A 21,372-nucleotide genomic window follows, 5' to 3' on the forward strand; every position below is an offset into this window, starting at 1 on the left:
ACGAAAGTCATCTCGAACCACGCTTCCGCCTGGTTCGAGGTGACTTCCGTTGTGCGAGCCGCGCCGCCTCGCGGCGAGCCGTCGGCGGCTAGCGCGCGACCGCGGCCGCGGCCGCGGCCGCGGCGCGCCGCCGCGCGAGCAGCACCCACGCACCCGCGGCGAGCAGCAGCGCCGCAACGGCCCCGGTGACGAGGACGGCCGGCCCGGACACGCCCGTGTACGCCAGCACGCCCCGCGCGCTCGCCCGCTCGGCCACGGCGTCGGACGCTCCGCGGCCACCAGCGCCTGAGGCAGCGCCCGGCCCCGCGTCCGAGCCGGCCCCCGACCCCGCGCCGCCGCCCGAGCCCGAGCCCGCGGCCGGGTCCGGCGTCGGCGGTACGACCACCGACTCGACCGGCTCCACCACGACCCGGACGACCGCCACCACGGTCTGCCCCGCGTGCGTCGTCACCTGGTACCGCACTGCCGTCGCCGGTCCGGAGAACGACGACTCCGGGGTGAACGTCACCTGCACGCCCTCGACCGTCCAGACGCCCTCGCCGGGGACCCGGAGCCGCTTGCCGTCCGCCGAGAGCTCCGCCCCCTCGATCCCGTCGCCGCTCAAGCGCAGGGAGTCCGGGTCCGCCGAGCTCCCGTCGAGCGGGTCGTTCCCGAGGACGTCGATCGTCACCGGCTCGCCCTGCTTCGTCGTGCCCTCGTCGTCGACCGCGACGGCCTCGGGCAGGACGACCTCGAACGCGGTCCGGTCGGCGTTGTTCGGCAGCTCGACGTCGGTCACCGAACCGTCGAGCGCAATCGCGGGGCGGGCTGCGTCGAGACGGTCGGTCGTGAAGTCCGTGACGCTCTCGACGGGCATCGTGTGGAGGCCCGAGCGGGTCGTCACCGGCACCGTCCCCCGCACCGTGATCGTGACCGCACCGCCGGGCGGGCCCGACCAGTCGGCGGCGACCGCACCCTGTCCCGCAGTGGCGCCGCACGTCGCCCCGGCCTCAGCACGGCACGTCCACCGCACGTCCGTCAGCGGCAGTCCCTCGGTCACCGCCACCGTGCGCGCGACGGCGTCGACCGCTCCGCCGATCGTCGCCGGCCCGTCGTTCACCGACCGCAGCTCGAACGTGACGTCCTCGCCGGGGGTGACCGGCGCGTTCGTCAGCGTGTGGGCGGTCGTGACGACGTCGGTCGGCTGCGTCGCCCGCAGGTTCCGGATCTCGTGGAACTGCGTCCGGCCACCGGTCGATGCGCTGAAGCCGAACCGCACCTGTTCCGGCAGCGCGGTGGCGGGGAGGTCGGCGCTGACGACCTCGCGCAGCTCGCCCGCGTCGGCGCCGGGGTCGGCCGGCTCGGACATGGCGACGAGCACCCGGATCCCGCCGGCGTCGGTCGGCAGGAGATCGATCTGCACGTGACGGTGCGTCGCCGCCTCGGCCGTGGTCTCGCGGTCTTCGAGGAACCCGTCGCCGAGGTCCCCGGTGGTCGCGAGGACCGGGTAGCACTCGCGCTCCGGACCCCGGACGGTGATCGCGTTCGGGACGACGTCGGGACGCGCGAAGTTGCCGAACCGGTCGAACCCGATCCCGACGACCCCGCCGTCGAGGCCTTCCTCGCAGGGGCGGGTGCCGTCGTGGTAGCCGAGGCCGGCACCGACCGGCCCGATCGCGTCGAGCGGGACGGCGGCGTCCTGCAGGAAGAACCCGATCCCGTCGGCGTACCCGGTGTCCGTCGTGCTCCACATCCGCTGGTCGAACTCGACCGTCAGGCCGTGGCTGGAGTCGTAGGGCGACTCGTTGTAGACGGCGGAACTCACCCGCTTCGTGTCGTCGGTGAGCCGCAGCCACCGTCCGGCGGCGCCGTGGTCGACGATCGCTGCCTGTCCGTCGTCCGTCGCGATCCGGGTCCAGCCGGCGGGCATCGTCGTGCCGATCGGCAGGCCGACGAAGGGGTCGGTGACCGGGAACGGCGCGACCGCGTGCGCGGGGGACGTCGTGGCGACCGCGGTCGCGAGGCCGCCGCCGACCACCACGAGTGCGGTCAGGGCGGCGCTCGCGACGGCGCGCCTGGGAGTGCTGTGCATGGGGTCCTCTCTGCTGGTGGAGAAGACCCTTCCGGACGCCCGACGCGGGCGCAAGGAATATGTATCAGATATACGACTTCCGGGCTGCGCTCAGCCGAGCACGACGCTCCACGAGAACGCCTGCGGCCAGAGCTGGTGCTCCGGCAGCACGTCGAGGCCGCACGCACGCGACCCCAGGCCGTGCTGCGCGGCGTCGAGGTACAGGTACAGGTGCTCCGACACCGGCAGCTCGTAGGGGTGCATCGCGCGACCGATCTGCTGCGCGGTCCACGGCGACAGGGTGAACCCCGCACGGTGCGAGCCGACGGTCGACACGGTGAACGGCCCGACCGACAGCTCGCGCAGCGACGGCCGGTGCCCGGTCTCCTGCGGCATCGAGTACTCGACGCCGAGCGACCGCACCGGTGCCGAGAAGCGTCCGACGCGGGCGGCGTGCGACGAGTCCGCGTACGACTCGAGCGGCCCCGTGCCGAACCACGACGCGTCCGAGTCGGCCAGGGACGCCGGCAGGTCGAACCGCACCCCGATCCGTGGCCACGTGACGTCCCACGCGCCGAACGGCACCGCGTCGGTCTGCAGCAGCAGCCCGGCGTCGGTCAGGGCCCAGCGGTGCGTGACGTCGACGCCCCAGCCGCTGTTCGCCGCCGCGACGCGGACCCGCTGCTCGAGCCCGGAGTCCGTCCGCGACACCGACACGAGCCGGTGCGTGAGCCGGTCCAAACCGCGTTCGCGCCAGCGTGTGGCCGACGGGGGAGCGTCCGGGTCGCCCACGCCGTGCGTCAGCACCGGGTCGGCCGTCTCGTACCCGCCCTGCGACGCCAGACTGTCGTTGTCGGTCGGTGCCCGCCACAGCTCGAGCCGCGGCCCGGCCACCTCGTGCCCCTTCCAGGACACCAGGTCACCGCGGGCCGAGAACGTCCCGTCCCCGAGTCGGTCGCCGTCCCACCCCTGACCGGAGGCCCGTGGCACGTCCGCCTCGCGCGATGCGACGAGCGTCTGGGTGCGTGCCAGGACGTGGCCGGTGTCCGCCCACGCGGTCGGCCCCGCCAGTTCCGCCGTGACGTCGAACCACAGCTCGTCACCGGGGGCGAGCGCCGCGGTCGCGGCCTCGAGCACCTCGTCGGGCACCGGCACCGTGGCGGACGACCGCGCCGCGACGACACCGGGCGTGAACCGGCCCTCGTGCTCCACGACGCCGTTCCGGGACAGCGTCCAGTGGAACCGGAGTCCCGCGGTCGAGGCCGAGTGGTACCGGTTCTCGATGAGCACGGTGGTGTCCGACGCGGACAGCCGGATCGGTGCCACGACGGCCGCGAACTCGGCCAGCCCCGGCGTCGGGGTGTCGTCCGGCAGCACCAGGCCGTCCATCACGAAGTTGCCGTCGTGGACGACCTCGTGGAAGTCGCCGCCGTACGCGTGGTAGGGCCGTCCGTCCGGGGTGTGGGCGAGCAGCCCGTGGTCCCGCCACTCCCACACGAACCCACCGTGCAGGCGCGGGTACTTGTCCACGAGGGCCTCGTACTCGGCGATCTGGCCGGGTCCGTTGCCCATCGCGTGCACGTACTCGCAGTGGATGAACGGCTTCGACCGCTGGCGAGCCGCCTCGGCCGGGCCGCAGCCGAGCAGGGGCGTTGCCGGACCGCCGCCGATCGACTCGGTCTCCTGCAGCGACGGGTACATGCGGGAGTACACGTCGGTGTAGGCGCCGGTGTAGTCGCCCTCGTAGTGGACCGGACGTTCGTCGTCGCGGTCATGTACCCACTGCGACATCGCGGCGAGGTTGCGGCCGGTCCCGGACTCGTTGCCGAGCGACCACATCACGATCGACGCGTGGTTCTTGTCGCGCTCGACGGTCCGCGCGATGCGGTCGAGGTACGCCTCGCGCCAGGCCGGGTCGTCCGACGGGTTGCCGACCCAGCTGGTGAAGATGAACCCGTGCGTCTCGAGGTCGCACTCCAGGATCACCCAGAAGCCCAGCTCGTCGGCGAGGTCGAGCACGCGGGGGTGGGGCGGGTAGTGCGACGTCCGGATGGCGTTGACGTTGTTCCGCTTCATGAGCGCCATGTCGGCGCGTGCGTGCTCCTCTTCGAACACCCGACCGCGCACGGGGTGGGTCTCGTGCCGGTTCACGCCGTGGAACACCACGCGCTCGCCGTTCACCAGGAACCGATCGCCCTCGATCGACACGGTGCGGAAGCCGAGCCGCAGCGACACGGTCTCACCACCGGCGCTCCCACCGGCTGCGGTCCCGGTGGACAGCGTCGCGTCGTACAGCGTCGGGAGCTCGGCGCTCCACGGCTCGACTCCCTCGACGGTGATCGGTCCGACCTCGTCGGCGGACGCCCACGAGACGTCGACGCCGAGCGCGGGCACCGTGAAGCGCACCGGGAACGCAGCATCGACGGTCGGGAACGAGATCGTCCCCGTGCCGGTCGACGGTCGGCCGGACGCTGCCGTGCCCGCGGTCGCGGCGGATCCGAGCGTCGAGGTCCACCCGGCGCGGACGAACACGTCGTCGATCGGGGCGGTCGGCCGCGCCAGCAGCGTGACGTCGCGGAAGATCCCGGGCAGCCACCACTGGTCCTGGTCCTCGAGGTACGAGGCCGCCGACCACTGGTGCACGCGGACGCGGACCTCGTTCGACCCCTGTCGCAGTACGGACGTGACGTCGAACTCCGTCGCGAGCCGCGACCCGGTCGACCATCCGATGAGGACGCCGTTCACCCACACCCGGAAGTGCGACTCCACCCCGTCGAACCGGAGCAGCACCCGGGCCGCGGCGTCGAAGGACATCGGGACGTCGAAGGTGCGGCGGTAGTCGCCGGTCGGGTTCTCCTCCGGCGGGTGCGGCGGGTCGATCGGGAACGGGTACTGCAGGTTCGTGTAGCTCGGCGCGCCGTGCCCGTGCAGCACCCAGTGCGCCGGCACCGGGATCGTGCCCCACTCGTCCTCCGGCCCCGGTTCGGGGACGTCCGCGACGGGCGACCACCGGAAGTCCCACTCCCCGCTCAACGACAGGGCGGGGGCGTCCGTGTGCAGCCAGGCCCGCGGGGCCAGCCGGGTGTCCGAACCGGGGGTGGTGGAGGAGAGTGCGGCGATGGTCAACCCTTGACCGATCCTTCCGTGAGGCCCCCGCGCCAGAAGCGCTGCAGGACGATGATGGCGATGACGAGCGGGATGACCGAGACGAGCACCCCGCCGGTGGTGAGCTGGTAGAACTCCGGCAGCCGGTCCACCTGCGAGCGCCAGTTGTTGAGTCCCAGTGTGATCGGGTAGAGCTTCTGGTCGGCCAGCATGATGAGCGGCAGGAAGAAGTTGTTCCAGATGCCGACGACCTGGAACAGGAACACGGTGACGAGTGCCGGCGTCATCTGCCGGAGCACGATCGTGTGGAAGATCCGGAGCTCGCCGGCCCCGTCGATGCGTGCCTGCTCGAGGAGTGCCGTGTCCACCGACGCCGCGGCGTACACCCGGCAGAGGAACAGGCCGAACGGCGAGACGAGGCTCGGGATGAGCACGCTCCAGTACGTGTCGGTCAGGCCCAGCGTCGAGAACAGCAGGAACAGCGGCAGGGCCGTCGCCGTCCCCGGCACGAGCACGCCGCCGAGGATCGTGCCGAACACGAGCTGCCGACCCCGGAACTCGTACTTCGCGAGCGCGTAGCCACCCGCCGCGGCGAAGTACGTCGCGAGGACGGCGCCGACGCCCGAGTACAGGATGCTGTTCGCGATCCAGCGGACGAAGATGCCGCCGTCGTACGTGAACACCTGCTGGAGGTTGCTGAACAGCGCGAAGTCGCCGCCGAACCAGAACCCGTTCGTGGCGAACAGTGCGCCGGTGGTCTTCGTCGCGGCGATGATCACCCAGTACAGCGGGACGAGGAAGTAGATCGCGACGATCACGAGGATGCCCGTCACCACGATCTGCGACTTGCCGGATCGGTCGAGCTTGCGGCGCTGGTGCGCCGAGATCGACGTGGTGTCCACCGGGACCGCGGTCTTCGCGGTGGCCGGCGCTTCGATGGCTTCGCTGCTCATGCGTCCGCCCCCTTCGTGACGGTGGTGCCGTGGTCCGGACCGGATCGGCCCTGGAGGCGCGGTGCGGCCTGGGTGGTGACCGTCCCGGCCGACGCGACGCGCGTCTGGAGCGCGACCCGCGCCTCCTGGCCGTCCCGCTTCGCCCGCTTGCGGCGATCCCGCTCGTCCTTCGGCGGACGGTTCGTCAACGCGAGGAACGCGAACGACAGGATGAACGCGGCCAGGGCGATGATGACCGCCTGCGCACTCGCGACGCCGTACTCGTTGAACGCGAACGCGTTCGTGTAGGCGGCGTAGTTCGGCGTGTACTCGGTGTCGATCGCGGGGGCGACCGTGGACAGGATCTGCGGCTCCGCGAAGAGCTGCAGCGTGCCGATGATCGAGAACACCGTCGTGAGCACGAGTGCCGGCGCGATGAGCGGGATCTGGATCCGCCACGCGACCTGGAACGCGTTCGCGCCGTCGACCTTGGCGGCCTCGTAGACCTCGCCGGGGATGGACTTCAGCTGCGCCACGATGATGAGCATGTTGTAGCCGGTGTACGTCCACGTGACGATGTTCGCGATCGACCAGAGCACGCTGTTCGCGCCGAGGAAGTCCGGCTGGAGCCCGATCCCCTGCAGCAGCGACACGATCGGCGACAGGCCCGGCACGTACAGGAACGACCACAGGATCGTCGCGATGACGCCGGGGACGCCGTACGGCATGAAGTAGATCGCACGGAAGAAGCCCGGCCAGCGGGCGCTCGCCGACTCGAGCAGCAGCGCGAGGATCGTGCAGGCGATGATCATCACCGGGACCTGCACGATGCCGAACAGCAGCATGCGGCCGATCGAGGCGACGAAGCCGGCGTCCTGCAGGGCGATCGCGTAGTTGTCGAACCCGGCGAACCTGCCGACGACGCCGTCCTCGCCGAAGAGCCCCTCGCGGTCGACGGTCGTGAACGACTGGAACAGCGCGCTGATGATCGGGATGATGAACGTCAGCACGAACAGGGCGAGGAAGGGTGCGAGCAGGATCCACGGGGCGCGCTTCTGGGCGACCGTGGCCTTCGTGCTCGTGCGGAAGCCGTTCTTCGGCTGCGTCGTGGTCATCGTGCCGTCCTCACGCTGAGGCCCTTGTCCTTGAAGGACTGGACGATCTCCTTCTGGGCGAGCTCCACCGCGTCGGTGAGCTTCAGCCCACTCGTGAGCTTGCGGCGGAACTGGTTCTGCAGACTCGTGAACGCCGACTGCGTCACGGGCGACCAGGACCACTCGACGTTCTGCTCCTGGGCGGCGGGGACGAAGACGTCCTCGTTGTAGTTCTGCCCGGAGAACCACTTGCTCGGCTGCTCGCGCTGCGCCCCGATGTAGTCCTTCGCGGGCGACCACCCGATGCCGCAGTACTTGATCATCGCGTCGATGCCCTCCTTCGAGGTGGTCATCCACGTGATGAACTCGAGCGCTTCCTTCGGGTGCTTCGCGTTGGCGAGCACCGCGGCCGTCGAACCGCCGATCGCGCTCGACCCGAACCCGGTGTCGCCCCACTTCTGCATGGGTGCGACCTTCCACTTGCCCTCGCCGCCCTGGACGGACTCGATGAGGGCGTCGCCCCAGCTCGCGCTCGTGACGGCCGCGATCTTGCCGCTCGCGGCCGAGGCGTACCAGCCGGGGGAGTACGCGCCGGCGCTCGTGTCGACGAGCTTGTCGTCGATCACGCCGTCGAAGAACTCGGCGACCATCAGGGTCTTGTCGTCGGTCATGTCGACGACCCACTCGTCGCCGTCGACCTTGAACCACCGGGCACCGGCCTGCTGCGCGTACGCGGCGAAGGGGGAGGCGTCCGAGACCGGGAAGACCTCGAGGTAGTTCTGCGCCCCGGTCTTCCGGACCTTCTCGGCGAGGTCGCGCCACTCGTCCCACGTCGTCGGGGGTTCGCCGCCGGCCTGCTCCAGGAGCGCCGTCTGGTAGTAGAAGCCCATGGGGCCGGTGTCCTGGGGGATGCCGTAGATGCCGTCCACGAACGAGACCTGCGCCCAGGCGGCGTCGTCGTACTTCGACTCGAAGTCCTTCGCGCCGTAGCGGGCGAGGTCGACCAAGCCGTTGGCGAGCATGAACTCGGGGATCTGACGGAGCTCGACCTGCCCGATGTCCGGGCCACCACCGGCCGCGAGCGCGGAGTACATCTTCTGGTACCCGCCGCTGTTGCCGCCCGGGATCCAGTTCGCGGTCACCTGGATGTCCGGGTGGGTCTTGTTCCAGACGTCGCAGACCTTCTGCAGGTCCTTGAGCCAGGCCCAGTAGGTCAGTTCGACCTTCTGCCCGCTCGTAGCGGCGGGGATCAGCGCCGCCTTGTTCACGTTGGTCGAGCCCGGCACCGCGCAGCCGGCGAGCAGTCCGGTCGCGGCCGCGCCGAGGCCGAAGCCCAGCAGTTGTCGTCGGGAGATGGGCCGTCGGTTCGGTGGAGGCGTCATTGCCGGGACTCCGGTTCGTCGTCGAGCGGGATGCCTCCAACCCAACCACAAAACCGAGCGCAGCTGTACTTTCACGAAGACTCTGGACGTTCCCTCCGGACGTGGAACACCGTGCCCCGCCGGGGTGGAGTGTGGGCCAACACGAAACGTCGGGGTCCGTGACAGCCCCGGCATCCGTCCGAGAGGAGCTGCCATGACGTCGACCAACGCGACGAGCGAACTGCACGGGATCCTGGGACAGCGGCTGGAGGGCGGTGGGACCTGGGCCTGGGCGTACGCCGACGTCTCCGGCAACGTGGAGGACCCCCGACGGCAGGCGGCGCTGAAGCTGCGTGCGGTCGAGGAGGCACTCCGTGCGCAGGGTGCGACCGACGACGTGGTCGACCTCGTCGCCGGCGAGTTCGAGCAGGAACCCGGCGTCCCCTCGCCCGTCACCCGGTACGTGCTGGTCCACGACGGTGCGCTCGTGTTGAGCGAGGTCCTGCCCGGCCACCTGCACGGCGCGGAGTCGGTCGGCGTCGGTGCCGTCCCCGACCTCGTGCCGCTCGTCGCCCACCGGCCCGTCGACCTGCCGTTCCTGGTGGTGCACGCCGGCAAGGAGGGCGGAGCCTTCCGTGCCTACCGACTCGGCCACGCGCCGCTCGACGCGACCGGCGGTGAGCAGCAGGTCCAGGGGCGCAACGACACCCTGCACTACGCCAAGGCCGGGACCGGGTGGAAGCAGCCGCACTGGCAGCAGCACACCGAGGAGATCTGGAAGCAGAACTCGTCGGAGACCGCCGCCGCCGTGGACGAGGCCGTCCGGACACTCCGACCCGGACTGGTCGTGGTCGCCGGGGACGTCACCGCGCGGGAGCTCCTCGTGAAGGCGCTGTCGTCGGAGACCCGTGCCCTGACCTCCGTCTTCCCGGGCGACCCCCGCGCCGACGCCTCGTCGAAGCAGGCGTTCGTCGAGCACGTCGAGACCGCGCTCGCTCGAGTCGTCGCCACCCGACGCCACGACCTCGAGGACCTGCTCCGCACCCACGTCGGTCGGGGCGACAACCTCGCGGTGACCGGGCTCGGAGCAGTCGTCGGGGCGTTGCAACAGGCGCAGGGATCGGTCGTCGCGCTCGACGCCGTGGCGGTCGGGGAGCGGACGCTCCTCGCGCTCGCCGGTGCCCCGTGGGTGGCGACGGCACCGGAACAGGCTGCCGGGACGCCCGTCATCGGAGCGGTGCCGGCGGTGTGCGCGCTCGTGCGTGCGGCGGTGCTGACGGACGCGGAGCTCGTGCTCGTCAACGCGGCGTCGCTGCCGGGCGGGGTCGCGGCGGCGGCGTTGCTGCGGTGGCCGGTGGGGCCGGCCGTGCCCGCCTGATGCGGTGACGACCTGACGGACGGGAGGCGCGGTGCCGCCTGGCACCGCGCCTCCCGTCCGTCCCGCGGTCAGTCGTGGGAACGATCGCGCCGGGGCACCAGGGGCAGCGCCAGCAGCGGCAACACCCCCACGATCGAGAACGACGCCGCGAACCCGAGCGCCCCGACGAGCGCGCCGACCCCGGGACCCACGGCGCTCGCCGCGATGAACTGCCCGGTGTTCTGCGCCCCGAGCGCCCGCCCGGACCAGAACGGCCCCGCGGCCTCGGCCACCGACGTGTACGCGAGCCCGTTGTCCGCGACGGTGACGCTCGTGGCGACGACGAGGAACACCGCGGCGGCGGCGAGGTGCGTGGCGTCCACCACCGCCAGCAGCCCCATCACCACGGCGGCGCTCACCGCGACGATCCGCAGCGGCCCGACGCGCGAGGCGGCGCGGTCGCTCCAGGCGCCGACGAGGATCCTCCCGACGGCGCCGACGAACTGCGACGCCCCGACGAGCAGTCCCGCGGCCGGGGTCGACCAGCCGAGGCCGACGAGCCACACCAGGCCGTACATGGACAGCGTGAACTGCGGCACGACGAGCAGGACCGACACCGCGTGGATCCGCCACAGGAACCCGTTCGCCCGGTACGGGTTCGCGACGTGCTCCACCGGGGCGTCCGCACGCGCGGGCCGGGGCGGGTTCGCGATGCCGATCGCGCACAGCACGGCGAGCACGGCGCACAGGACGACGGGCAGGACGAGGGCCGCGCGGATGCCGTCCGCCTCGGCGAGCTGCGGGACCGTGACGGCCGCGAGCGTCACCCCGAGCGGCTGCGACATCTGTCGGATGCCCATCGCGAGGCCGCGCCGCTCCTTCGGGAACCACCCCACCACGACCCGTCCGCTCGCGGCGTTCGTCGAGGCGCTCGTCATGCCGGCGGCGAGGAACGCCAGGCCGAGCAGCACCGGGTCACCCGCTGCCAGCCAGGCCCCGACGACCGCGAGGGTCGTGAGGACGAGCCCGCCCGCGATGACGACGCGCTCGCCGACGCGGTCGGTGATCGCGCCCCAGGCGATGAGCGTCAGGACCATGCCGAACGTCGGCGCGGCGGCCAGGAGTCCGGCGAGGGTCAGCGTCGTGCCGTGGGCGTGCAGGTACGGGATGAGCAGCGCGGGGGCGGACACCGCGAGGGTGCCGGCGGCCTGGGCGGCGACGCCGAGGCCGAGCATCGTCCAGGCGCGGGAGGTGGTGGTCACGGGATCGTTTCAGTGTGGAACGGATTGGTATACCATAACGGTATACCATCCGGTCCGGATCGCCGCTAGGCTGGATCGCCGTGACCGAGACGACCGACGCAGCGCCCGTGTCGCAGACGAGCCAGCTCTACGACAACCTCCGAGCCGCGATCCTCACGCTCGAGATCGCCCCGGGGGAGCGCATCTCCGAGCGGGGGCTCGAGGCGCGGTTCCACGCCTCACGGACCCCCGTGCGCGCAGCCCTGTCGCGGCTCGAGCGCGAAGGGCTCATCCTGCACGAGGGTCGCTCGTGGACGGTCACCCCGATCGACCTCGACGAGATCGCCTCGCTCGCGGAACTCCGCGGCGTCCTCGAACCCGCCGCCGCCCGGCTCGCGGTGGCGCGCGCGTCCGAGGAGCAGCTCGCCGAGGTCCGCGGCCACCTCGACACCCTCCGGCCGACGCCCGACCAGCAGGCCGGCATCCGGATGGGCTCGACGTTCCACCTCGACCTCGCCGCGCTCGGCGGCAACCGGTTCATCACCGACGCCATCGCCGACGCACTCACCCGACTGGAGCGCACGCGCTGGATCGAGGTGCGCACGCCCGAGGCCCGCGACGCCGCGTGGGAGGAGCACAGCGCCATCATCGACGCCGTGCGCTCCGGGGACGCGGACCGCGCGGCCGAGCTGCTCGCGGCGCACGTCGCCGGCACGAACGACCGGCTGCTGGCGTGGATCGCGCAGGAGCGCCGGCGTCTGCGTGGCGCCGGCATGGCGATCGTGGGCAGCACCGAGCGCTGACGCGACGGCCGTGCCGTGGACGCGCCCACCCGCGGAGGGCGCGGTGCGGGGCGGACCCGCACCGCGCCTCCGGGAAGGCCGCTACGGTTTCGTCGCCGCGTCCTCGGCGGCGTCGATCTGGTCGAAGATCCAGGCGTTGCCGCCGTCGGAGTGGTCGAGCAGCGCGTCGCGCACCTCGGCCTCGTCGGTGGTGAGCCGGATCGCGCTCTTGCTGCCGGACCGTGTCGATTGGGACATCGCGTCTTCTCCTGTGTGTGTGGGCACCGTCGTTGGTGCGCTTCCTCACGGGACGTGCTGAGGTCGTGACAGTGTCGCGCGCGCTGTCCGGATCGCGCAAGGGGTTTCCGTCACATGTGGGAAAGTCCCGGCCGGCACCATGCCTAGGATGGTCCGGCCGCGCGGCTCGCGGCACGACACCAGCGGACGTCGGACAGGAGGGACGGGCTTGGCCGAGCAGCGCACCGCACCTCCCACGGTCTACGACGTGGCCTCCGCGGCGGGCGTCTCCATCGCCACCGTCTCCCGTGTGCTCCGCACGCCGGACGCCGTCCGCGAGGGCACGCGCGACCGGGTCCAGGCGGCGATCCGGACGCTCGGGTACGTCCCCTCCGGGAACGCGCGGGCCCTCGCGGGCAAGCGCACCGGCGTGGTCGGACTGCTGCTGCCCGGGTTCGACGTCGTGCCGGACGAACGCCCCGACCTCGTCACGGACGGCGGCGTGCGGGTCGTCGACGACCGGCGGCACGTGACGCAGCCGTTCTCGTCCAACCTGTACTTCGACGAGGTCCTGCGCGGCGCCGAGACCGAGGCGTGGCAGCGTGGTCTGGCGCTGATGGTGGCCGCGGGGCGGGGGTCCTCGCGGGACGTCATCGTGAACGACGTCGCCGGCCGGGTCGACGGTCTCGCGGTGCTCGCCCAGACGGTGCCGGACGACCTGCTGGAACACGTCGCCCGACGGATCCCGGTCGTGGTGCTCGCCGACGACCGTCGCTCGCACGGGTTCGACTCGGTGAGCGTGGACAACGCCGCGGGCATGCGGACACTCGGCGCGCACGTGATCGGGCGGCTCGGCATCCGGTCGTCGCTCGTGTACCTGGCGGGGCCGATCGACTCGCCGGACGACATCGAACGCTCCGCGGGGTTCCGTCAGGCGCTCGAGGACCACGGGGTGCCGGCGTCGTCGGTGCGTGTCGTGCACGGCGACTTCGGGCGTGCGCGGGCCCGGGAGCTCGCGGCACAGCTGCTCGACGGGGACGCCGTCCCGCGGGCGATCGTCTGCTCGAACGACCAGTCGGCGCTCGGGGTGCTCGACGCCGCGGGGGCGCGGGGTGTGCGGGTGCCGGAGGACCTCGTCGTGACGGGCTTCGACGGCATCGACGCGGGTCGGTTCTCGTCGCCGCGCCTGACCACCGTGCACCAGCCGATGGGGGAGCTCGGGCGCGCGGCGGTGCGGGCGATCGTGGACCGGCTGGAGCGCCGCGAGGGGCCGCCGCGGGCGATGCGCCTGCCGGTCGAGGTGCTCCTGCGCGAGAGCTGCCCGCCGGCGCTGTAGGTGGCGGCTGCGCCGGTGTGCGAGGTCCCGCGTCGCCGCAGTGCGCGAGCACCCGCGTCGCCGCGCCGCCGCAGTGTGCGAGGTTCCGCGCACCGTGGGACGCTCGCGCCCCCGCACGCTGGTCGGAACCTCTCACACTGCGGTCCGGACCGCGCGCACACGTGCCGCCCCGCGAAACAACCCGCCCGGTTGCGCGACGTGATGTAAGCGCATACATTGTCTCCGTACCGACTCGACACGGAGGTCGACCGAGCAATGACGCTTCCCCCACAGCGCGTCCCAGCGCGCACCCCGGGCACCCGCCGGGGACGGAGAGGCCGCCTCATCGCGGCCATCGCCGGCATCGCGGTCGTGGCCCTCGCGGCCACCGGCTGCAGCATCCAGGTCCGGTCCCAGCCGGACCCGAGCATCGGCAAGGACACGATGCTCATCAACGCGGACCACGGCAACCCGCTGTTCGACCGCAACTTCAACCCGTACATCGCGAACGCCCGCACGGCGAGCAAGTGGATGTACGAGCCGCTCATCGAGATCAACCCCCTCGACGGCAAGGGCACCCCGTGGCTCGCGAGCAGCTGGGACCAGCCGGACGCGCGCACGATCGACATGACGATCCGCAAGGGCGTCGAATGGTCGGACGGCTCGCCGTTCAGCGCGAAGGACGTCGTCTTCACGTTCGACCTGCTCAAGAAGTTCCCGGCGATGGACGTCAAGGGCGCCTGGCAGCACATCGACAGCATCGAGAGCACGGACGGCCACGTCGTCTTCCACCTCAAGGGCGACGACGTGCCGAGCCTGAACATCATCGGCGCGACGTACATCCTCGGTGAGAAGCACTACGGCGGTGTGAAGGACCCGACGACGTGGCGTGACCCGAACCCCGTGGGGACCGGTCCGTTCGTGCTCGGCAACTACACCGACCAGCAGTACTCGATGGACAAGAACCCGAAGTACTGGCAGGCCGACAAGATCGCCATCAAGCACCTGATCCTCCCGGCGACGAACACGCAGCTCGACACCGTCACGCGCGGCTACGACTGGGCGTACTCCTTCATCTCCGACGTGAAGGGCACCTGGGGAGCGGCGTCGAAGACGAACACGTGGTGGTTCCCGGCCGGCGGCGTCATCGGTCTCATCCCGAACCTGACGAAGGCGCCGTACAACGACGTCAACGTCCGGAAGGGCATCTCCCTCGCCCTGGACCGCGACGACATCGCCGAGACCGCGTCCGAGGGCAACCTGGCGGCGGCGGGCCAGACCGGCCTGATCCTGCCGAACCAGGAGAAGTACCTCAACCCGGACATCCCCGACCAGGGCATGATCGCGCAGGACGTCGACGCCGCGAAGCAGGCGTTCGCGAAGTCCGGCTGGACCGAGCAGGACGGCAAGATCATGAAGGACGGCAAGCAGCTGTCCATCACGATCATGACCGCGAACGGCTACTCGGACTGGCTCCGCGCCGCGCAGACCGTGCAGCGCAACCTCACGGCCATCGGCATCAAGGTGTCGATCCAGGCACCGCAGCCCGCCGGTTACCAGTCGAACATCAACAACGGACAGTTCGACATGGCGATGGGCGGCATGGGCAACGGTGACGTCTACCAGGCGTTCAACTCCTTGCTCAGCAGCGACTTCTACCAGCCGGTCGGCAAGTCGACGGTGAACAACTTCGAGCGGTACCAGAACGCCGACACGCAGAAGCTCCTCGACGAGTACAAGGCGACGACGGACACCGCGAAGCAGCAGGAGATCCTGAACCAGCTGCAGGAGATCGTGTACGACGACCTGCCCGTGATCGGCATGTACTACGGCGGACTCTGGGGCCTGTTCAACACCGGCAAGTTCGTCGGCTGGCCCAGCGCCGAGGACCCCTACATGGCGCCGCAGAACTACGACTCGGCACCGCTGCTCATCTTCTCGAAGCTGCGGCTCCGCGACAGCGCAGCCGGCCGGGCGATCATCAAGGCCGAAGAGGACCAGAAGTGAAGTACATCCTCCAGAAACTCGTCCTCTTCGTCCTGACCCTCTGGGCCGCGGTCACGCTGAACTTCGTGCTCCCGCGACTCATGCCCGGCAGCCCGACCGACGCCGCTCTCGCGAAGCTCAGCCAGAACGGCCCGGTCACCGACGCCACCAAGAAGGCCATCGAGGCCCAGCTCGGCGTCCCGAGCGGCAACCTCTGGGACCAGTACGTCAGCTACCTGCACCAGGTCATCACCCTCGACTTCGGCACGAGCTACACGTTCTACCCGCAGCCCGTCGGCGACCTCGTCGCCCAGGCCCTGCCGTACACGCTGATCCTCGTCGGCGTCGTGACGATCCTCGCGTTCGTGCTCGGCACCCTGATCGGTGTCGGCGCGGCCTGGAAGCGCGGCACCTGGCTGGACTCGCTGCCGACCCTGTCGGGCTCGTTCATGTCGACGTTCCCGTACTTCTGGACGGCGCTCCTGCTGCTGTTCTTCCTCGGCTACGTCCTGCACTGGTTCCCGACCACGGGCGCCTACTCCGCGACGACGACCCCGGGGCTGAACGGTGCGTTCCTCGGGGATGCCCTGCAGCACGCGGTCCTGCCGGCGATCACGATCCTCGTGACGAGCCTCGGCGGCTGGATCATCGGCATGCGCAACGCCATGATCAACACCCTCGGTGACGACTACGTGACCTTCGCCGAGGCGAACGGCCTCCGTGGTCGCACCGTGGCGATCCGGTACGCGGCCCGCAACGCGATCCTGCCGAACCTGACCGGCTTCGGTCTGGCCCTCGGTGGTGTGGTCGGCGGTTCGGTCCTGGTCGAGCAGGTGTTCGGCTACCCGGGCATCGGCTACCTGCTGTTCAACGCCGTGATCGGGCAGGACTACCCGCTCATGCAGGCCCTCTTCCTGATGATCACCGTGTCGGTGCTCATCGCCAACTTCATCGTGGACGTCCTCTACGGCGTCCTGGACCCGAGGACGCGCCGATGACCACGATCGCAGTTCGCACGCAAGCTGAAGAACCCACCGCCCCGAGCAAACTCCGAGCCGCCGCCCGCCAGTTCGGCGTCGTCTGGAGCAACACCAAGGCCCGGATCGGCATCATCATCCTCGCCGTCTTCGTGATCGTGGCGATCTTCGCCCCGCTCCTCGCCCCGTACGGCGCGAGCCAGAACGGGTTCGCCCGGAGCGCCGACGCCACCGGCGCGCACTGGATGGGCACGACCGCCGCCGGCGAGGACGTCCTGTCGCAGATCATCTACGGCGCCCGGATCTCCGTGCTCGTCGGTGCCGTCGCGGGGCTGCTGTCCACGCTCGTCGCCGTCGCGATCGGCCTGAGCTGGGGCTACGTCCGCGGCTGGATAGCCGAGGTCATCGGGTTCATCGTGAACCTCTTCCTCGTCATCCCCGGTCTGCCGCTCATGATCGTCATCGCCGCGTACCTGCAGAACGGCGGCATCGCGGTCATCATCGCGGTGATCGTGGTCACCGGCTGGGCCTGGGGCGCGCGCGTCCTGCGCAGCCAGACGCAGTCCCTCCGCGGTCGTGACTTCGTGACGGCGGCCCAGTTCTCCGGCGACGGTGCGACGCGCATCGTGTTCCGCGAGATCCTGCCGAACATGACGAGCCTCATCGTCGGCTCGTTCTTCGGTGCGGCCACGAGCGCGATCCTCGCCGAGGCGGGCCTCGAGTTCCTCGGACTCGGTGACTCGTCCATCGTGAGCTGGGGCACGATCCTCTACTGGGCGCAGAACTCGAACGCCCTGCTGACCGGTCAGTGGATCCTGCTGTTCGCCCCGGGTCTCTGCATCGCGCTCCTCGCGATGAGCCTGACCCTGATCAACTTCGGCGTCGACGCCGTGTCCAACCCGCGACTGCGCGAAGGCGCGCGTCGCAAGCGCAAGGAGGCCACCGCATGAGCGGCTCGCGTTCCGAACCGATCGACGGCCTGGAGGCGCGGGACGGCGCCGCCACGCGCCTCCCGTCCGACGCCACGAGCGCCACGCAGGACGTGCTGCTCGACGTCCGCGACCTGTCGGTCGTGTACGAATCGGCCGGCCAGGAGGCCGTCCAGGCGGTCGACCACGTGTCCTTCCAGCTGCGGAAGGGCGAGTTCGTCGGCCTGGTGGGGGAGTCGGGTTCCGGCAAGTCGACCCTCGGCTACGCGCTGACCCGGCTGCAGAAGCCGCCGGCTCGGACCAACGGCGGCAACATCTTCTTCGGCGGCCACGACATCCGCGACCTCGACGAGGAAGCCCTCCGGCAGCAGCGCCAGGGCGGGTTCGCGATGGTGCTGCAGTCCGGTATGAACGCGCTCAACCCGGTGCGGACCATCCGCAACCACTTCATCGACATCTTCAGGGCCCACGGCCACGTGTCGCGTGATCGCTGGGACGCCCGGATGAAGGAGCTCATCGAGAAGGTGAAGCTCCCCACCGCCATGCTGGCCCGGTACCCGGGAGAGCTGTCCGGCGGCATGCGGCAGCGCGTGTCGATCGCCCTGGCGCTCTCGCTCGAGCCGCAGCTCATGGTGTTCGACGAGCCGACCACCGCGCTCGACGTCCTCGTGCAGCACGCCGTGATGGACACCATCATCGAGCTGCAGCAGTCCGAGGGGTTCACGGCCATCCTGATCAGCCACGACCTCGGCATCGTCCTCGAGGCGACCGAGCGCGTGCTCGTCATGCACGAGGGCCGCATCGTCGAGGACGGTGGCTCGAAGGAGATCCTCCGCGACCCGCAGGACGAGTACACGCAGATGCTGCTGTCGCACTACGCCGACCCGCGGGCGTCGGTCGTGTCGCTGCCGGGGTTCCCGGACCGGGCGGTCCGCGCTGCTTCAGGCGAGAAGCGGCAGGAGACGACCTCGTCGTTCAGCACGGTCGGCTCCCGCGAGCGCAGCGCCGCCCGCAACCCGATCGTGGTCGAGCACCTCGTCAAGACCTACCCGGCACCCCGTCGCGGCGAGCAGCCGGTGCAGGCGGTGCGCGACGTGTCGTTCACCCTCGAACCCGGGCAGTCGCTCGCCCTCGTCGGCCAGTCCGGTTCGGGCAAGTCGACGATCGCGAAGATGCTGACCGGCGTCGAGAAGCCGACGACCGGCACGGTCCGGTTCGGCGACACGGACGTGGCGAAGCTCGGGAGACGGGGGTTGAAGGACCTCCGCTCCGAGGTGCAGATGGTGTTCCAGGATCCCTACGCCGCGCTCAACCCGCTGCACACGGTCGAGTACACGCTGTCCCGCCCCGTCGCGAACTACACGAACCTGCGCGGGCGCGATGCCCGGAAGCGCGTGCTCGAGCTGCTCGAGACCGTGGGCCTGACCCCGGTGGAACAGTTCGCGCAGAAGCTCCCGCACCAGCTCTCGGGTGGCCAGCGCCAGCGCGTGGTCATCGCCCGGGCGCTCGCGTCCGACCCGCAGGTGATCATCGCCGACGAGCCGGTCTCGATGCTCGACGTGACGCTCCGTGCCGGGGTGCTCGCCCTGCTCGAGGACCTCCGCGAGCAGTGGGGCGTCTCGCTCCTCTACATCACCCACGACCTGCTCAGTGCGCGGCTCATCACGGACGACATCATGGTGCTGCACGACGGCGCCGTGGTCGAACGGGGCCGCACGGCCGAGGTGCTGCAGCACCCGCAGGACGACTACACGGTGGCGCTGCTCGACGCGGTGCCGAACCCACGACGGGCGCTGCTGGCATGAGCACGCTCCGCGACTTCCCGTCCGTCCCGCCGTTCGGACACCTGCCCACCCCCGAGGGGGTCGACGTCGTCGGCATCGACCTCCCCGTCGGCCGGCTCACCGCATACCGCGTCGTGCCTCCCGGGCCGTCGAAGGGCACCGTCCTCGTCGTCCCCGGGTACACCGGTTCGAAGGAGGACTGGCGCACGTTCATGCCGCTCCTCCGGGACGCCGGCTGGACCGCGGTGGCGATCAGCCGCCGCGGCCAGGCCGACTCGGCGCGCGCATCGGGGCCGTCCGGCTACACGCTGGCGGAAGAGGCCGCCGATGTCGTCCGGGTCGCACGGCTGCTCGACGACGGCGCTCCCGTGCACCTCATCGGCCACTCGCTCGGCGGCGTGATCGTCCGCGAGGCGGCCATCGCCGACCCGAGCGCCTTCCGCGACGTGGTGCAGTTCTGCTCCGGACCGTACGGCTGGCCATACCGCAAGGTCGCCGAGTTGACGATCCTGCACGACACCGGCGGCAACCTCCGCCAGCTGTTCGACTCCACCAACCCGCTCTGGGCGTACCGGCCGGACGAGGAACTCCCCGACGACCCACGGTTCGTCCGTGACCGCTTCGACGCGCACGACCCCGCGAGCGTCGTCGCCGGCGGGCACATCCTCGAGGACCACACCGACTCCTCCGCCGCACTCCGCGCCACCGGGCTCCCGGTGCTCGTGACCCACGGCGAGTGGGACGGCGCCTGGCCGATCCCCTGGCAGCGGCAGATGGCGGAGGACACCGGAGCCGCCTACGAGGTGATCCCCGAGAGCTACCACGGCCCGCAGGTCGAGAACCCGTCGGCGACGCTCCACACCTTCGACCGCTTCCTGTCACAGCACTGAAAGGCACGATCATCACCACGCTGCAGTTCCCGAAGGGCTTCCTCTGGGGTGCCGCCACCGCCGCGCACCAGATCGAGGGCAACAACGTCAACAGCAACTGGTGGGTGCACGAGCACGAGCCCGACACCACCATCGTCGAGCCCTCGGGTGACGCCGCCGACAGCTACCACCGGTACCGGGAGGACATCCGCATCGCGGCCGACCTCGGGCTGAACTCCTACCGGTTCAGCATCGAGTGGGCACGGATCGAACCCGAGCGCGGGTTCGTCAGCAGGGCCGAGATCGACCACTACCGCCGCATGGTCGAGACCTGCCACGAGTTCGGCATCGAACCGATCGTCACGCTCATGCACTTCACCGTGCCGCGCTGGTTCGAACGCGACGGCTTCTGGCGCGCTCCCGACGCCGCCGACCTCTTCGCCCGCTACACCGAGGCCGCGCTCCCCGTCGTGCAGGACGGCGTCCGCTACGTCTGCACGATCAACGAGCCGAACATCGCGGCGATGCTCGCCGGCGGTGAGGACGCGGCGAACCTGGTCGCCTACGGCCTGCCGAACCCGGACCTCGGGGTCGCCGACGCCCTGCTCGCCTCGCACAAGCGGTCCCGCGAGGTCCTGTCGCAGGTGTCCGGCCTGCAGTCCGGCTGGACCATCGCGACGCAGGCGTTCCGGTCGAACGGGGAGCCCGGTGCCGACGAGATGCTCCGCGAGTACGGGTACCCGCGCGACGACTGGTACCTCGAGAACGCCGCCGGTGACGACTTCCTGGGCGTGCAGGCCTACACCCGCACCTTCATCGGACCGTCGGGCCCCCTCCCGGTGGCCGACGACGTCGAGACGACCCTGACCGGGTGGGAGTTCTACCCCGAGGCCTCGGCCGACGGGCTCCGCAGCGCGTGGGAGCTCTCCGGGCACGTGCCGATGATGATCACCGAGAACGGGATCGCCACCGCCGACGACTCCCGCCGGGTGGCCTACACGCAGGGTGCCCTCGAGGGGATCCACGCCTGCATCGAGGACGGCATCGAGGTCCTCGGCTACCAGCACTGGTCGCTGCTCGACAACTACGAGTGGGCGTCGGGCTTCCGCCCGACGTTCGGGCTCGTGTCGTGGGACCCGGTGACGTTCGCCCGGACGCCGAAGGACTCGGCGCGGTGGTACGGGCGGGTCGCCGCCGCCAACGCGCTCACGGTCTGAGACCCAGCCGGAGGGCGGACGGGAGGCGCGGGGGCCGCGGGCCCCCCCCCCCCCCGCCGGGGGGGGGGGCGACCCCAGTACAACCAGCTCGGCCCGAACACTTGCAGGTCCAACCACCGCGCGCCGGCGGCCCCCC

General features: G+C 71.0%; 16 protein-coding genes. 9 read left to right on the forward strand and 7 right to left on the reverse strand.

The features are described 5' to 3' along the window. Positions 1 to 88: 88 nt before the first annotated feature. The 5 genes from J2X60_RS14615 to J2X60_RS14635 form a co-directional block, all read right to left on the reverse strand. Entirely contained in the window at positions 89 to 2,071 is a 1,983-nt protein-coding gene (locus tag J2X60_RS14615; protein WP_309888447.1) for a lectin-like domain-containing protein, read from the reverse strand. A 90-nt stretch (positions 2,072 to 2,161) separates the two neighbouring features. Beyond that, entirely contained in the window at positions 2,162 to 5,176 is a 3,015-nt protein-coding gene (locus J2X60_RS14620; protein ID WP_309888449.1) for a glycoside hydrolase family 2 TIM barrel-domain containing protein, read from the reverse strand. Next, positions 5,173 to 6,108, reverse strand: a complete 936-nt coding sequence (locus tag J2X60_RS14625) for a carbohydrate ABC transporter permease (RefSeq protein ID WP_092384698.1) — start codon at positions 6,106 to 6,108, stop codon at positions 5,173 to 5,175. The genes J2X60_RS14620 and J2X60_RS14625 overlap by 4 nt, the downstream gene beginning before the upstream one ends. Further along, a complete protein-coding gene (locus tag J2X60_RS14630; RefSeq protein ID WP_309888451.1) occupies positions 6,105 to 7,202 on the reverse strand; it encodes a sugar ABC transporter permease in 1,098 nt (365 codons plus the stop codon). The genes J2X60_RS14625 and J2X60_RS14630 overlap by 4 nt, the downstream gene beginning before the upstream one ends. Next, positions 7,199 to 8,563 carry an extracellular solute-binding protein gene (locus J2X60_RS14635; protein WP_309888453.1) on the reverse strand — a complete coding sequence of 455 codons (1,365 nt, stop codon included), beginning with the start codon at positions 8,561 to 8,563 and terminating at the stop codon, positions 7,199 to 7,201. Before J2X60_RS14635 ends, J2X60_RS14630 begins: the two co-directional genes overlap by 4 nt. A gap of 193 nt (positions 8,564 to 8,756) precedes the next feature. On the opposite strand from J2X60_RS14635, the gene J2X60_RS14640 reads away from it, so the two are divergent. Beyond that, the gene (locus tag J2X60_RS14640) at positions 8,757 to 9,920 is read left to right on the forward strand and encodes a Vms1/Ankzf1 family peptidyl-tRNA hydrolase (RefSeq protein ID WP_092384694.1); all 1,164 of its coding nucleotides are present in this window, start codon (positions 8,757 to 8,759) and stop codon (positions 9,918 to 9,920) included. A 68-nt stretch (positions 9,921 to 9,988) separates the two neighbouring features. Here J2X60_RS14640 and J2X60_RS14645 read toward each other — a convergent pair whose 3' ends face one another. Continuing rightward, the gene (locus J2X60_RS14645) at positions 9,989 to 11,134 is read right to left on the reverse strand and encodes an MFS transporter (protein WP_309888460.1); all 1,146 of its coding nucleotides are present in this window, start codon (positions 11,132 to 11,134) and stop codon (positions 9,989 to 9,991) included. 107 nt (positions 11,135 to 11,241) lie between these two features. On the opposite strand from J2X60_RS14645, the gene J2X60_RS14650 reads away from it, so the two are divergent. Then, positions 11,242 to 11,943, forward strand: a complete 702-nt coding sequence (locus tag J2X60_RS14650; protein WP_254790679.1) for a GntR family transcriptional regulator — start codon at positions 11,242 to 11,244, stop codon at positions 11,941 to 11,943. 81 nt (positions 11,944 to 12,024) lie between these two features. Here J2X60_RS14650 and J2X60_RS14655 read toward each other — a convergent pair whose 3' ends face one another. Further along, the gene (locus tag J2X60_RS14655) at positions 12,025 to 12,180 is read right to left on the reverse strand and encodes a hypothetical protein (protein WP_156794780.1); all 156 of its coding nucleotides are present in this window, start codon (positions 12,178 to 12,180) and stop codon (positions 12,025 to 12,027) included. A 208-nt stretch (positions 12,181 to 12,388) separates the two neighbouring features. Between J2X60_RS14655 and J2X60_RS14660 the strand changes: the two genes are divergently transcribed. The 7 genes from J2X60_RS14660 to J2X60_RS14690 all read left to right on the forward strand — a co-directional run bounded on the left by J2X60_RS14660 (position 12,389) and on the right by J2X60_RS14690 (position 21,236). After that, positions 12,389 to 13,495, forward strand: coding sequence for a LacI family DNA-binding transcriptional regulator (locus J2X60_RS14660; protein ID WP_070417092.1), 1,107 nt, complete (start codon positions 12,389 to 12,391; stop codon positions 13,493 to 13,495). Between the two features lie 255 nt (positions 13,496 to 13,750). Continuing rightward, complete coding sequence (locus J2X60_RS14665; RefSeq protein WP_309888456.1) at positions 13,751 to 15,481, forward strand: ABC transporter substrate-binding protein; 1,731 nt, start codon at positions 13,751 to 13,753, stop codon at positions 15,479 to 15,481. Then, the gene (locus J2X60_RS14670; RefSeq protein ID WP_070417091.1) at positions 15,478 to 16,458 is read left to right on the forward strand and encodes an ABC transporter permease; all 981 of its coding nucleotides are present in this window, start codon (positions 15,478 to 15,480) and stop codon (positions 16,456 to 16,458) included. Before J2X60_RS14665 ends, J2X60_RS14670 begins: the two co-directional genes overlap by 4 nt. Beyond that, the gene (locus J2X60_RS14675) at positions 16,455 to 17,387 is read left to right on the forward strand and encodes an ABC transporter permease (protein WP_070417090.1); all 933 of its coding nucleotides are present in this window, start codon (positions 16,455 to 16,457) and stop codon (positions 17,385 to 17,387) included. The genes J2X60_RS14670 and J2X60_RS14675 overlap by 4 nt, the downstream gene beginning before the upstream one ends. Next, positions 17,384 to 19,171, forward strand: coding sequence for an ABC transporter ATP-binding protein (locus J2X60_RS14680; protein WP_309778256.1), 1,788 nt, complete (start codon positions 17,384 to 17,386; stop codon positions 19,169 to 19,171). Before J2X60_RS14675 ends, J2X60_RS14680 begins: the two co-directional genes overlap by 4 nt. Next, positions 19,168 to 20,040, forward strand: a complete 873-nt coding sequence (locus tag J2X60_RS14685; RefSeq protein ID WP_309778258.1) for an alpha/beta fold hydrolase — start codon at positions 19,168 to 19,170, stop codon at positions 20,038 to 20,040. Before J2X60_RS14680 ends, J2X60_RS14685 begins: the two co-directional genes overlap by 4 nt. Before the next feature lie 8 nt (positions 20,041 to 20,048). Continuing rightward, positions 20,049 to 21,236, forward strand: a complete 1,188-nt coding sequence (locus tag J2X60_RS14690) for a glycoside hydrolase family 1 protein (protein ID WP_396127751.1) — start codon at positions 20,049 to 20,051, stop codon at positions 21,234 to 21,236. Positions 21,237 to 21,372 lie beyond the last annotated feature (136 nt).

Source organism: Curtobacterium sp. 320 (genome assembly GCF_031455235.1).
Taxonomy (GTDB): Bacteria; Actinomycetota; Actinomycetes; order Actinomycetales; family Microbacteriaceae; genus Curtobacterium.

What these genes read in the sequence shown, in the direction of transcription:
- J2X60_RS14645 (WP_309888460.1), bottom strand. Translation starts at nt 11,134, where the DNA reads ATGCTCGGCCTCGGCGTCGCCGCCCAGGCCGCCGGCACCCTCGCGGTG.
- J2X60_RS14615 (WP_309888447.1), bottom strand. Translation starts at nt 2,071, where the DNA reads ATGCACAGCACTCCCAGGCGCGCCGTCGCGAGCGCCGCCCTGACCGCA.
- J2X60_RS14625 (WP_092384698.1), bottom strand. Translation starts at nt 6,108, where the DNA reads ATGAGCAGCGAAGCCATCGAAGCGCCGGCCACCGCGAAGACCGCGGTC.
- J2X60_RS14635 (WP_309888453.1), bottom strand. Translation starts at nt 8,563, where the DNA reads ATGACGCCTCCACCGAACCGACGGCCCATCTCCCGACGACAACTGCTG.
- J2X60_RS14680 (WP_309778256.1), top strand. Translation starts at nt 17,384, where the DNA reads ATGAGCGGCTCGCGTTCCGAACCGATCGACGGCCTGGAGGCGCGGGAC.
- J2X60_RS14675 (WP_070417090.1), top strand. Translation starts at nt 16,455, where the DNA reads ATGACCACGATCGCAGTTCGCACGCAAGCTGAAGAACCCACCGCCCCG.
- J2X60_RS14685 (WP_309778258.1), top strand. Translation starts at nt 19,168, where the DNA reads ATGAGCACGCTCCGCGACTTCCCGTCCGTCCCGCCGTTCGGACACCTG.
- J2X60_RS14640 (WP_092384694.1), top strand. Translation starts at nt 8,757, where the DNA reads ATGACGTCGACCAACGCGACGAGCGAACTGCACGGGATCCTGGGACAG.
- J2X60_RS14630 (WP_309888451.1), bottom strand. Translation starts at nt 7,202, where the DNA reads ATGACCACGACGCAGCCGAAGAACGGCTTCCGCACGAGCACGAAGGCC.
- J2X60_RS14665 (WP_309888456.1), top strand. Translation starts at nt 13,751, where the DNA reads ATGACGCTTCCCCCACAGCGCGTCCCAGCGCGCACCCCGGGCACCCGC.
- J2X60_RS14655 (WP_156794780.1), bottom strand. Translation starts at nt 12,180, where the DNA reads ATGTCCCAATCGACACGGTCCGGCAGCAAGAGCGCGATCCGGCTCACC.